13 protein-coding genes and 1 pseudogene are annotated in these 12,226 nt (G+C 57.1%); 2 read left to right on the plus strand and 12 right to left on the minus strand.

Annotated features, from left to right (window positions below):
* Window positions 1-31: 31 nt before the first annotated feature.
* The 10 genes and pseudogenes from traK to CA264_RS22485 all read right to left on the minus strand — a co-directional run bounded on the left by traK (window position 32) and on the right by CA264_RS22485 (window position 9,024).
* A complete protein-coding gene (gene traK, locus CA264_RS09995) occupies window positions 32-637 on the minus strand; it encodes a conjugative transposon protein TraK (protein WP_237151205.1) in 606 nt (201 codons plus the stop codon).
* A 39-nt stretch (window positions 638-676) separates the two neighbouring features.
* On the minus strand, window positions 677-1,888 hold the full coding sequence (gene traJ / locus CA264_RS10000; RefSeq protein ID WP_025606802.1) for a conjugative transposon protein TraJ: 1,212 nt from the start codon (window positions 1,886-1,888) through the stop codon (window positions 677-679).
* 10 nt (window positions 1,889-1,898) lie between these two features.
* Window positions 1,899-2,528, minus strand: a complete 630-nt coding sequence (locus CA264_RS10005; protein ID WP_025606804.1) for a hypothetical protein — start codon at window positions 2,526-2,528, stop codon at window positions 1,899-1,901.
* Window positions 2,525-3,178, minus strand: coding sequence for a hypothetical protein (locus CA264_RS10010; protein ID WP_025606806.1), 654 nt, complete (start codon window positions 3,176-3,178; stop codon window positions 2,525-2,527). Before CA264_RS10010 ends, CA264_RS10005 begins: the two co-directional genes overlap by 4 nt.
* 51 nt (window positions 3,179-3,229) lie before the next feature.
* Window positions 3,230-3,907: a hypothetical protein gene (locus tag CA264_RS10015; protein WP_025606808.1), complete on the minus strand. Its 678-nt coding sequence runs from the start codon at window positions 3,905-3,907 to the stop codon at window positions 3,230-3,232.
* The gene (locus CA264_RS10020) at window positions 3,889-6,402 is read right to left on the minus strand and encodes a TraG family conjugative transposon ATPase (RefSeq protein ID WP_335682916.1); all 2,514 of its coding nucleotides are present in this window, start codon (window positions 6,400-6,402) and stop codon (window positions 3,889-3,891) included. The genes CA264_RS10015 and CA264_RS10020 overlap by 19 nt, the downstream gene beginning before the upstream one ends.
* 9 nt (window positions 6,403-6,411) lie before the next feature.
* Window positions 6,412-6,759, minus strand: coding sequence for a DUF4133 domain-containing protein (locus CA264_RS10025; protein ID WP_025606810.1), 348 nt, complete (start codon window positions 6,757-6,759; stop codon window positions 6,412-6,414).
* Window positions 6,760-6,778: 19 nt separating this feature from the next.
* Window positions 6,779-7,129, minus strand: coding sequence for a DUF4134 domain-containing protein (locus CA264_RS10030; protein ID WP_025606812.1), 351 nt, complete (start codon window positions 7,127-7,129; stop codon window positions 6,779-6,781).
* A gap of 4 nt (window positions 7,130-7,133) precedes the next feature.
* The gene (locus CA264_RS10035) at window positions 7,134-7,613 is read right to left on the minus strand and encodes a hypothetical protein (protein WP_025606813.1); all 480 of its coding nucleotides are present in this window, start codon (window positions 7,611-7,613) and stop codon (window positions 7,134-7,136) included.
* 272 nt (window positions 7,614-7,885) lie between these two features.
* A pseudogene (locus tag CA264_RS22485) lies at window positions 7,886-9,024 on the minus strand (RteC domain-containing protein).
* Between the two features lie 333 nt (window positions 9,025-9,357).
* On the opposite strand from CA264_RS22485, the gene CA264_RS10050 reads away from it, so the two are divergent.
* Together CA264_RS10050 and CA264_RS22490 are read left to right on the plus strand one after the other, a co-directional pair.
* Entirely contained in the window at window positions 9,358-9,825 is a 468-nt protein-coding gene (locus CA264_RS10050; RefSeq protein WP_025606816.1) for a JAB domain-containing protein, read from the plus strand.
* Between the two features lie 334 nt (window positions 9,826-10,159).
* A complete protein-coding gene (locus CA264_RS22490; protein WP_418313994.1) occupies window positions 10,160-10,279 on the plus strand; it encodes a transposase in 120 nt (39 codons plus the stop codon).
* A gap of 483 nt (window positions 10,280-10,762) precedes the next feature.
* Here CA264_RS22490 and CA264_RS10060 read toward each other — a convergent pair whose 3' ends face one another.
* Together CA264_RS10060 and CA264_RS10065 are read right to left on the minus strand one after the other, a co-directional pair.
* Window positions 10,763-11,380, minus strand: a complete 618-nt coding sequence (locus CA264_RS10060) for a succinate dehydrogenase/fumarate reductase transmembrane subunit (RefSeq protein ID WP_025606820.1) — start codon at window positions 11,378-11,380, stop codon at window positions 10,763-10,765.
* Window positions 11,381-11,439: 59 nt separating this feature from the next.
* On the minus strand, window positions 11,440-12,189 hold the full coding sequence (locus tag CA264_RS10065; protein ID WP_025606822.1) for a YqjF family protein: 750 nt from the start codon (window positions 12,187-12,189) through the stop codon (window positions 11,440-11,442).
* Between the last annotated feature and the right edge of the window lie 37 nt (window positions 12,190-12,226).

A 12,226-nucleotide genomic window follows, 5' to 3' on the forward strand; every position in this document is an offset into this window, starting at 1 on the left:
GATACAGTTGCTCCAGGAGGCACCTCACGGCTTAGCGCCGCTCGACCTTCACATCCCGGTTCTCCAGGGTGACCCAGCGCTCAATCAGGAGCCCGTGCGGGTTATGGTCCGAGCGGGAGACGCTGCGCAGATAGCCTTCCGTAACCAGGCTGCGCCATACCGTGCTGGTGGCCCGCACCAGCCGCTGGGTGGCGTAGCAGCGGAAGAAGTACGGGTAGACCTTCAGGTCCACGGCCACGCTGTCTACCTCCACCCGCTGGCTGATATTGCCGGCGATCAGGCCCGTGTAAAAACCCTGCTCCTGCAGGTTGTCGTACTCGCGCTTGGCTGAGGCATCGGCCAGGTACAAGGCCCTGGCCACGTGACGCTCAATGACCTGCTCGTCCGGGTCCAGCGAGAAAAAGAGCTCATGGAAAGTTTTCACATGGTGGCGGGCCTCCACCGGGAGATGCTCGTCCCGGTCTGCGGCGAAGGCCTCCAGGGCCTGCCCCCCTGCCAGCACATAGACACGGTCCTGGAGCTGTTGGGCCAGCCGGAGGCTCCGGTACAGGGCAAAGCCGCTCAACAGCAGGCTGCCGCACACGGTGAGCAGTGCAAAGCCGCGCACCAGGCGAAAGGCGCTGTCAATGTTTTTCATTTGTGTGAACATAGCATAAAGAGGTTTATGGGTTCTTCACTACTTCTCACCGGAGATGCGATCGTGTTGGAAGGCCGAAGGCGCGTCCGGGCTTTGTCCCGATCCGGGGGAGGAGACTGCCCCACCTGCCCAGCTGCCCAAATGGCTGATGGCCACAGCGGTGCTGCCGACCCCACCGGCCGCCGTAGCGGCTCCGGCATACACCGCCTGCGCCGTGCCCTGGGACGTGGCGCTGAAGAGGTTGCTGATCTTGTAGAGCAGCGTGTTGCCGCCGCTGGCGTGCACGATGTAGTTGGCAACCGAGGGCACCGTCAGGTAACCAACAATCCCCATGACCAGGAAGAGCAGGTAGGCCGTGTCCGTGGGGCTAAAGAATGTCTCCCCGGCCTCCTCCACCTGCGAGAGGTCCAGCGTGAGCATCATCTCCTGCACCTTGCCCAGGATGGCCCCGAAAATGTTGGCTACCGGCAGCCAGAGGTACACGTTGATGTAGCGGGCAGACCAGACAGTGAGCGTATGTCGGAAGCCGTCGAAGACCGCCAGACCGAACACCAGGGGCCCCAGGATCGCCAGCACCACCAGTTGGAAGGTCCGGACAGTGTTGATGCACAGGGCCGCCGCCTCATAGAGCAGACGCAGCACTTCGCTTAGCCACTCCTTCACCGAGTTGCGAAAACTGTAGGAGGCCTTCTCCATGGCAAAGCGGATATCGTTGCCGATGCCTTCCACCAGGCCCTCCCCCGCGGGCGCCTCTTCATGGGTGTAGGCATACCAGCGATCCCGGTCGCCGGCACCCGCCTCGCCCACATACATCTGCCAGGCAGCCGTCCCCCGCAGCGCCTCCTCCCGCTTCTGTAGCAGCACGGCGATGGCCTTGTCCGAGTCGCCGACCATGGCCGAGGTGGCCGCTACCGTAGGAGACAGCACCCCGTTCAAAAGGTCCAGCACCGCGGGGAATAACACAATGGCCAGGCCTAGGGCAAAAGGCCGAAGCAAGGGATAGAAATCAATGGGCTCCGCCTGGGCGATGTGCCGCCAAACCCGGGAGCCGATATACCACAGGGCTCCCAAGCCCGCGATACCCTGCGCCACTTGCATGAGGCCGCTGCACAGGGGCAGCATTTCTCCATAAAGCTGCTCGAGCACTTGGTGCAGGCTGCCCGTCTCGCCCGATAGGCCCTGCGCCTGCAGCAGGCCGGGTAGCAACAGCGCACAGGCCAGCAGTATTAGGCTGTGTTTCCAGTATTTCATGTGGAGTGAGTTAAGGGGTGATACCATACAAAGCGCGCGCAGCCGCCACGTCTTTCCCCGCCCGGGCCCGCTGCAGAGCCAGCAGGCTGGTGCTGCCGTTGAAGCGCCGCAAAAACAGCAGGGCCTCTTCCACGTCCAGAAAGAGGGCATCGATGGCCTGCAGGCGCTCTTCGTCCTGCATGCGCAGCTGCCCGTCGGTGATTAGCCGCGAAAGGGCCTCAAGCTGCAGCAAGCTCTCTTCCAAGAGCCGCCCGTAGACCCCAGACAGGTAATCCAGCTCCTGCGCGCTGAAGCAGCCGGCTGCGCGGAAGCGCCGAAGGGCCTGCTCGGACTCGCGCACAAGCTGGAACTGATCGCGCAGGATATCCGCCACGCGCCTGTAGTGGCGGACGGCAGGGCGTACCTGCAGCAGGCCATCTAGGAAAGCCTCGTGCAGGCGGAAGTTTCCCTCCGACACCTGCCGGATCGCGGTGTAGCCAGTGTTGATTACCTGGTAGCCCTGTTTCATATCCGAGAGGAGCTGCTTGAGCTGGGCAAGCTTTTCGACGTTGAGCAGCAGTTGCTGCGCCTCGGCAGACTGCGCCTGTAGTCGCAGGCCACAGGCCATGGCAAAGAGCAGGAGGAGACAGAACTTTTTCATTCGCCCTCCCCTTGCCTATAAAGCCACTGTCGCTCGCCCTGCAGGGCGCCTTGTTCCTGCCACTTGGCTAGGGCTAGCAGACGGACGTGCTCATCCAGGCGCCTGGCCACACCGCAGAGCTCCTGCAGGGCCTGGCAGGCGGCATCAAGTCGTTCCAGCCGGGCAGCGTCCCCCATGGTCAGCTGGCCCGGGGAAAGCGTCTGTGCCAGGGCGGCGAGCACCGCCTCCTGCTCGTCCAGGAGGCGGCCCAGCACCCGGTGCACGTACGCCTTTTCCGTTGGGGTGAGCAGCTTGCTGCCCTGCGCCTGGCTTCCTGTTTCCAGGCACAACTGCTGGAGCCTTGTGCCCAGGGCCACGGCGGTGGCCACCCGCGGCGACGTAGCCACCGCCGGTCTCACACCGGCCAGGGCGCTGAAGTAAGCAGCGTGCTCGTCCCGTTCCCCTGCCTCGGCCAAACCGATCACCGAGAGGCCTTCTCGGGCCAGCCCGTAGCCCTCTTGCATGTAGCTCCCGTACAGCCGCAGGGCGAGCAGCTGCTCGAGCAGGTATTTTTGCTGTGTCTTTTTCTGGCGGAACCACTCGTCAAAGGTTTGCGCCCGGGCCGCCAGCGAGCCAAGCGCAAGGAGCAGGCATAGCATCTGTACTTTCATATTGTCTGTCTTAAAGGTTAAAGTAATGTGTTTCCTGTCGGCAAGCCGGCGTTACGGCAGCCCGTAGAGCCGGCGGAGGGTCTCGGCCTCCTGGCGGGAACGGGCCCGCTGCAGGCTGAGCAGCACGTTCTGGTTATTGAAGCGCAACAGATCGCTGTACGTGGCCTCCACCCCTTGGGCAGCGCGGTTGAGCAGCGCCAGCCGCCCTGCGTCCCCCATCTGGGTGGTGAGGGCCTGCACCGCCAGCAGGACTAGGTCTAGGTGGCGCGCGCTCTCCTCAAGCATGCCGCCGTACACGCGGGCCATATAGGCCAACTCCTCGGCGCTGAAGTGCGGGTCCTGCCGCAGCAGGCGCCAGACACGCTCATACTCGGCCAGCAGCTGCGCCTGTTTGCGGGCCAGGCCCCTGAGGCGCTGGTAGTCAGCCACCAGGCTTTTGACCTGGTAGAGCTCCCGGTAGTACTGGGCATACAGGCTGCGCTGCCGCTCCACCCAGTCATGGATCTCACCCAGCCGCAACCGGGACATGGTATTCTCGAGCTGCTTCTGGGCATTCTGAAACCAGATCACCTTGTTCTGCTGCCGCTGGATCTGCAGGTCCACAGCCTTAATGGCCTTCTTCACGCCGGCTTTGATGACCTCGGTCACGGGATCCTGCGCCCAGGCGCCGTGTGGGCTGACCAGGCTTGCCAGGAGGACCAGTACAAGCATTAGGATGCGTTTTCGCATGATGTTGTCGTTAAGGATGGCTGTGAGCAATCAGGCTGCTGCAAGTCCCGGGCCAGCGCAGCAATGCCTTGCTGCACACTTCCGTAGCGGCGGGCATAGGCAGCTACCTGCACCTTCTCGCGCTCCTCGGTGGTATAGGCCAGGTACTCCTCCGGGGACACCTCGGTGCGGTACACCTTGGAGAGCGTTCCCCCGAGACTGATGAAAACCTCTTTGTACTTTCGCATGGGGTCGTTGGCCCTGTTCACCGACAGCACCAGGGCCTTCTCTTTCTCGGTCAGCCCCAGCAGCTCCTGAATCTGGCTGAACCTGTTCTGATACTTGCTCTGGTCCAGCAGGATCTTACAGTCTGAGTTGTTGATTATGGCCTGCTTTACCACCGGCGAGGAGATGATATCCTCTACTTCCTGGGTCACGACCACGGCTTCCCCGTAGAACTTGCGCACGGTCTTGAACAGGTAGCGGATGTACTCAGCCATGCCCTCCCGCGCAATGGCCTTCCAGGCCTCCTCGATGAGAATCATTTTCCGCACACCCTGGAGCTTGCGCATTTTAGAGATGAAGACCTCCATGATGATGATGGTCACCACCGGGAAGAGGATCGGGTGGTCCTTGATATTGTCGAGCTCAAAGACGATGAAGCGCTCGGAGAGCAGGTCCAGGTGCTCGGTGGCATTGAGCAGGAAAGCGAACTCGCCGCCCCGGTAGTAGGGCCGTAGCACGTAGAGGAAATTACCGATGTCAAAGTCCTTCTCCTTCACTTTATCCCGGGAAAGGGAGACGACGAACTCGTCCCGCACATACTCATAGAAGCTGTCAAAGCCCGGACGCAGGCCACGTTGGCTCGCGAGCTTTTCATAGTAGCCCTGCAGGGCGCCGGAGAGGGCCACGTACTCCGAGCGCAGGAACGGCTCGTTATCCTTCTTCCACAGGGCCAGCAGGAGCGTTTTGATGCTCTCCTTCTTTTCCGTGTCCGGCATGCCGCCGCCCTCAATGTGAAAGGGGTTAAAGCAGATCGGGTGCCCCTCATCGTAGGTGAAGTAGCAGCCCCCCACCAGGTTACAGAGCCCTCGGTAACTGTGGCCCACGTCCACCAGTACCACATGCGTGCCCTGCTCATAATAGCTGCGCACCAGGTGGTTGGTAAAAAAGGACTTGCCACTGCCGGAGGGACCGAGGATGAACTTGTTGCGGTTGGTACAGACTCCCCGCTTGACCGGCTCATCCGAAAGGTCCACGTGCAGCGGCCGGCCTGTCAGCCTGTCGCCCAGGCGCAGGCCCACCGGGCTCACTGAAGAGCGGTAACCGGTCTCCAGGTTAAGGAAGCAGCTGGCCTGCTCGGCGAAAGTGTCAAAGGTCTCGTTCATCGGAAAGTCCCCGGCGTTGCCCGGGATGCCGGCCCAGAAAAGCTGCGGGGCACCGACCGTCTCCTCCTTGGCCACCGCATCCAGCTGGGCCAGGGCGGCGGTGACCTTGCTCTTGAGCTCCTTCGTCTTGGCCGCCTCCTCTGCCCAGACTAGGAGGTTAAAGTGCGCCTTCACCGGCAGGCGCTGTGCACTCAGGGCCTCGTTGAGAAAGGCGTTGGTGGCGTCGCGGGCGATGGCATTCTCGCGCGAATAGGCCGACAGGGACTGCAGGCGCAGGCGCTTGCGCTCCAGCCGGTGCAGCGTACGCTGCGCATCCTCCCGGAAAATGTACTGGCTGTAGAGGTGGTTGCAGGGCAGCAGCTGGCCCAGCGAGGCGGCAAAGCCAACACTGAACTTGGTCCTGTCCGTGGAATAGCGCGCATAGGTCAGGCGGGGCCCGCACAGCGCCGGCAGGTCAGCCGCGTCACCCAGCGTGTAGAGCCTGGCGTGCTGACGCCCTACCTGGATGTCTTCGGCAAAGACCAGGTCCTTGCGCAGCGGCTCCCCCTCCTCTTCAGCCAGTGTGCAGTAGCGCTCGACCAGGCCCTGCTTCCGGCGCTGGCTGAGCAATTCACTCTCCCCCAGCCGCATGAGCCGCACAAACCCGCTGTCCTCCAGAATGTGCCGGAACTGGTCCACGCTGTCCAGAAAATTCTGCAGCAGGGCCGGCTGCAGCGTCAGCGCCGGTACTGAAGAGGCGCGCAGCAGGGCGGAGCGCAGCGAAGTAGATGCCCTGCGCCCCTCCGGCTTCCTGGTCAGCAGGATATAGCAGCTGTGCTCCAGGTAGGGGCGCTCGTTAAAAAAGCGCTCGCTGCTGTGCGCCAGGAAACTGGCTTCCGGCTTGGCATAGTCCGGCTGGTAGCCCCTTTCCAGGAACCAGTCCTGTTTGAGAAAGACTGTCTGCTCGGGCAGGGCTTTGATTGCCCTCACCCAAGCTTGGTGAAAGGCCTCGTACTCCTGGTCTGACAGGGTAAAAAGCTCCGGCAACTCCGCCCGGAAGGCCACCGTGACCTCCCCCCGCCGTGAAAGAAGGCAGTCATGTTCGACGCCCAGCAGGGGCCAGAGTTCTTGTAGTGTTTTGCTCATCATCACGTCTTGTTAGTATTGGTTTGAAAGCCTTTGTTCCTCCCGACCGCTGCCAAGGAAAACAGCCCGGCCGGTCTGGCGTACCAGGCGCGGCACCCGCCGCCGGGCTAACTCTTTCATCAGGCCGTGCTCGCCGTAGGTATTGCTCAGCCGGTACACCCGGCGCATCATCCAAGCCCCAGCCGGGAGCACCAGGCCCAGGCAGGAGAAGGTGCTCAGGCCCAGCGCGTACAGCAGACAGAAGGCCAGCAACAGGACGATCACCCCGCTTCCCAGGTACCAGATATACTGGGCCTTCAGCCCTTTAAATTCTATGGGGCGGTTGATGCCTTTGTGGAGAGTATAGACACTTGTGGCCATGTGCTTGTGCGCCCTGTGCCTAGACCCCGAAAAAGGATTTAATCACCGTAGCCACCACCACTAGAAAGACACAGCTGCCAAACCAGGCGGCGGCCACCTTGCCGGTATCCTGGTCCCCGGCGTTCCATTTTTGGTACACCTTCACGGCCCCGATCAGCCCTAAAAGCGCCCCCACCGCATACATGAGCTGGGTGCCCGAGTCAAAGTAGCTTCGCACTTTCTGGTTGGCCTCTAGGATGCCCGCATTGCCGTCCTGGGCCTGGGCCCAGAAGCTTACCAGAGTCAGGACACAGAGCAGGGCCAGCCCAGCCCAGGGGCGCGGGAACATTCCACCCGCTTGTTTAGAGAAAGTTGAGTTGACAGTTTGCATTTTTCTATGGGTTAACTTGTGAAACATCCGGTTTTGCTTCGGCAACAGTCCCCTCTTCCGAGAAAAGCCCTATCCAAGCTTGCTCCAGCTCCGCCTCGGTGAAGCTTACCCCAGACAGCATGTGGGCCTGCTGCACGATGTACTGGTTAAGGGCACCCCGGGAGGCAGGCTGGCGTAACCCGCCCCGGCTGGCCAGTACCGCGTGGATCCGGCGGAGCAGATCCGGCTTGCTGGCATTCTTGCCTGCCTCCGTGAGGATGCCGTGGCGTATCTGAGACGCCACTTTTGTCAGTTCTTCGTAGCTTAAGTCGTTCCCCCCACTCCCCCCCGGTACCCCGGCGAGAGTGGGAGCTGGTTGCCTCCCTGCCTGCAGCAGCCGTTGCATGCGGTGCCTGTACAGCCAGAGCACCAGCGCTAGGTAGTAGAGCGCAAGGAGCCCCCCGGCGCTGGCTAGGTACATGCTCCAGGAAATTCCGTTCAGCATCGTTTCGTGTTTATTCTCAGGGGATCCGTTTCCCCTTCGACTGAGACAAAGATGCAGCGACCGACAAGGGATTTATGACAAGTCCCTGTGAGCTCACACTTATTTATTTTTGGCCGTGGGATGGTGGATTTTCCCAGCCTGGACAGCGGAAATTCCCCGGTTGGAGGACGCAAGAGGGCGACCTAGCCCCGGCAGGAGGGTTTTCAGAGTGGTCGGCACCGCTTTTGCTGCCACTGCCGTGTGAGCTGTCAAAAGCGTATTTCCCAAGAAAGTCAGTTCTCATCCGCCTCGTCCATGCGCTGTTCCAGGCTCTCCTTGAGGTTGTCCAGGAAAGGCGTGCGGCTCTTTTTGCGAATGCGCATGCCCTGGTACACCCGGTAGAAGTTCCCGAGTCGGATATTGAAAAGCTGCTCCAGCCCCGAAATTAACTCTTTCACTTCTCCTTGTCCGAAATTGACCGCCCCCGGCTCCGCAGGGCATAGGCCAGCTCAATCAAAGAGGCCTTGGACGCCGTCCAGGCCAGGCGCATGCCTTTCCTAGGCGCACCTGGTGTCGCCTCGGGCAAGCGGTCGAGCTGCTGCAGCTGACCCTGCAGGTAATCGCGCAGTGCCTCACTGGCCTGCAGCCGGGCCAACTGATGACTGTGCAGGGTAGAAAAGCAGGGATCCAGCTCCTGGGTAGAATCCGGCCATAGAAGGGCGGTACCGGCCCCGCGCAGGAAGAAAAGGTGGTCCAGGTGGGACTGGTTCATGCGGTAGTAGGTATATAGGAGCTGGTGGCGGTCAAAGAAAACAGATACGCGATCGAGCGCCTGCTGCAGATAGGCCCGCCGCTTTTTCCGGCCTCCGACTGGCTGGAAAGCCTCCAAATAAAACAGCTCAATGAAATAGAACAATTCCTTGAGAAAGCGCGGTTTGACCTCTTTGAAAAAGGTGATCTCGGCCTGCTGGTCGGGGAAGGCATGTGTTTTGGTGTAAGCCTTGAGTTCCTCCAGGGAGGCCTCCACGGCTCGACAGGAACGCTCGGCCCGCTGTAAGTGGTTTTCTGATTCCAAGGCAATACGCTGCAGTTCCTCCGTCAGGCGGACATGCAGCTGGTCTGTGAAGTGTATCATGATAAGCGAGTTTGGTGAGACCGCTTTCAGACAGGCCCCCATCGCTTGCCATCTTTCCCGGCGCCAGCATTGCAGACCTGTTTCCCTTGCCGCCATGGAAATGGCGGGCTGTAGTCCTCGGTACGCCCACAACTGCCCGGGGAGATGTGCCGAGTTGCACGAATTAGGCAGATCAGCGTCTAAACAAGGGGTATCCTTGCGTAAGGCCGAGGCGGCAAGGACACCCTGTGAAGGCCCAAGGGGAAGTATCCCACTCAAGAGCAGAAGCCATGCTGCTACAAGGAGGACTGTGGACATATGGAAAACACCCGGTAGGGGTTTCCCACATGCCCACAGCGTGGTAGTAGTAACGGAAGTTAGCTTTGGGTGGGAAGGGGGCGGCTGCAAAGCCTGTTGCCTCCGGCCACTGCAATATCCCCCATAACCATCTAAAAGCGAAAACCGGGGGCATTCATTCTGGGGCAAAGGTAGCCTTGCGGACCGGACACGGGACAAGGTAGTGCCAGCAAAATGGGTATCCACGGGACGTGGACCCTCCGCATTTTCCCGGCCTCCACCTTGCCCTTAGTCCGGCGCCGAAGGCAGGAGGGGCACCATAATCAATTCCTCACACTAAAAAACCAGATGATTATGGAAAAGACACTCAAATCCGCCAGCACCCGAGTAGCCGAAGTGAAGCTCTCTTACCGCAACCGCGTGAAACCTTCCGAAAGGCCGCAGGTCACCTCCTCCTCCGACTCCTACCGGGTACTGAAGGAAAGCTGGGACACTGGCAAACTGGAGTTCGTGGAGCAGTTCAAAGTGCTTCTGTTGAACCGCGCTAACCGGGTGCTGGGCGTCTATGAACTCTCCACCGGCGGCGTGGCCGGCACCGTGGCGGACCCCAAGCTTATCTTCGTGGCCGCGTTAAAAGCTTGCGCATCGGGCATCGTCCTTACACACAACCACCCCTCAGGCAACCTCAAGCCCAGCCAAGCGGACCTGCAGCTGACCAAGAAGATCAAGCAGGGCGGGGAACTGCTCGACATCGCCGTGCTCGACCACATCATCCTTACCAGCGAGGGCTACTACTCGCTGGCAGACGAGGGGCTTCTCTAGCCCCTCTTTTTATTCATGCACATACGTGCTGCCACAAAGAAGCTGTAGCAGCACGAAGGAAAGAGCCTACGGATCGATTCCCTTTGGTCTAACGTATGCATGCTATTGTGTGGGTGAGGCGTAGCCGAAACCTGTATTATGCACTTTGTTGTATGGAGTTATTCTTCCTTCTGGGTAGGTAAATCAACTGCTTCTATAAGAGGCTGTTTTGATTTAGTTGAATAGAAAAGCAGGTGCCGGCTGTCGGGTAAGAAAAGTTTGCAGACTTATGGCTTACCCAAGTGATTTAACCGACACCCAATGGCAATGTATAGAAAAGGTACTGGAAGATGAAATGCTCGGCAGGAAGCGCATTTGGCCTCTTCGCAGCATCCTCAACGCCATCTTCTATGTGAGCAAAGGGGGCATCCAGTGGCGCATGATGCCCAGATTTTGTTTCAGCGTCCATCGCTAGGAAGATGTTTGCTTCATTTAATCCACTTATTGAAATTCTTGAATACTTCTTTTCAAATTCTTTCACCGTTTTTAGTTTGCTGGCTTTAAATGCTGGCCAATCCGTCAAATTACGTTTTGTCAAGTACTTATTCTTTTCAGCAAAATTTTTTAGGCTCCGCTTTATAGATTCACCTAACAGCTCATCAGTTACGTCGAAACTTAAAACCTCAACGTCCTCTTGCTCATAACGAAGCCAAGATTCATCAACAAAGAAAGGAGCAATAAGTATCTTTCTATACTCTTCGCTCAAGTCTACAGCAATCATTTTTGAAAACTGTTTCCTTTCTTGACTTGAACCAATTCATATTATTAATGTGCTACAACGTGGCAGGTATTGCCGCTGTGCGCGCATATCGTGGGCAACAGCTTGTTACTTCTTACGGGTGTTAGATGATTGTATCATACCCTTTGCATAGCGGCAATACAGTGTTGTGCGACTGTTTTATTTTCCAACTAGAACCTTGTACTCTGTTGGGATTTCCACTCCTCTAAATTTGTTTGTCAAGCAATAAAACATAAAGGCCGCTACGATAACACCCAAGGCTAAAATTGCTTTTGCCTGCCTTTGTGGTGTCCAGCCAAAGACAACCTGTTTCATTTTTTTACTGTGGATCGCTGCCGTATGCCCGAAAAAGGAAACGGTGGCAAGTCCATAATAGGGAATAAAGAACAGGCTGAATGGGAAGGTGTTCAATCCTGCCACGCCATAATAAAAGTTGGTATCCAGGTGTAAAACAGTACGTCCCGCTAATACAGAGCCTACATGTATGACGAAGAAAGCCGCCAAGTAAAGCCCTGTCCACCGATGCAGTTTGTCGAAGTTGCTGACAGTTGCCTTTGAGTTGTTCTTAAAGAGTTTTATTCCCGAGACTATTTGTAGAAGCACGGCCATCAGTAAAACAGCCTCCACAAGAACGTTGCGGTAAAAAAGACGAAGAACTTTCATGAATGCTATATGCTGGTCAGGCCCTGCAACGCTATAGAGGTGGTTGAGTAAATGGAGCCCGATAAAAACGGCTAGCATGAGGCCAGACAGGTAATGAAGTCTTGTTGTAGTCAATTTTGATGGTGGGTTTAGTGGCTTATAATGCCGCACAACGGACTTGGCTATGGCGCTTTTTAATGCGCTATAGCTTGTGTTGGAGCCAGTTTTTTATACTTCTTTTTGTCCCAAGCTACTACTTCAACTCCTGTCGAATAATGACTCAGATTTGGGGTGCTGCTCAATAGTTTGTCAAATCTAGGGTATTTGACGTCAATGCTCTTAAATTCTATTTTAAATGTTGGCCACTCGATATGATGAATCTCAAATTCGTTGATTGAAGCGTCTGTGTCTTGAAACAGAGCATATCTCTCGGTTAGCCATTTGTCAAGTTTAGTTTTCTCAGACACTGTTGGACCAACTTGGTATCTTAATTCAAGCCTATCTTTGAAACTACTGTTCTCAGAGCAATAGTAATTTTTTTCCCTTCTTATTGTTGAGTGTCGGTAAGGAAGCTCTGATAGGCTTTTGGCCACTTGACAAGATATTTTTGTTCCGCCTTCAATACTTAGGAAGTATACACCTGTTTTATTGTTGTACTTCACATATGTCCGAATGTTGATTTCGTCAAAGTCAGATACAGGAGAGAAAGAAGGTAGATTTCTTGGCCTTATTTTTTCCATTGTAAAAGCTACCAATGAGACCCAAGCCTTGCCTTCAAACAGATCAATCACTAAGTCGTCAGGAACAAATTTCTTTAATTCGTTGATGTCAACCTGCCAGTGTAGAAATACCGCATTATTCCATTCCTGATAGTACTTCCAGTTTCCAGTAGGAAGTACCCAAGGTCGGTGTTCTGTTTTCTTCAGTATCTCTTTTATTTTCATCTTCTAAATTTGCTCCAACGCGCTTGGCTATTAGGTG

Origin of the sequence: Pontibacter actiniarum (assembly GCF_003585765.1) — a bacterium.
Lineage (GTDB): Bacteria > Bacteroidota > Bacteroidia > Cytophagales > Hymenobacteraceae > Pontibacter > Pontibacter actiniarum.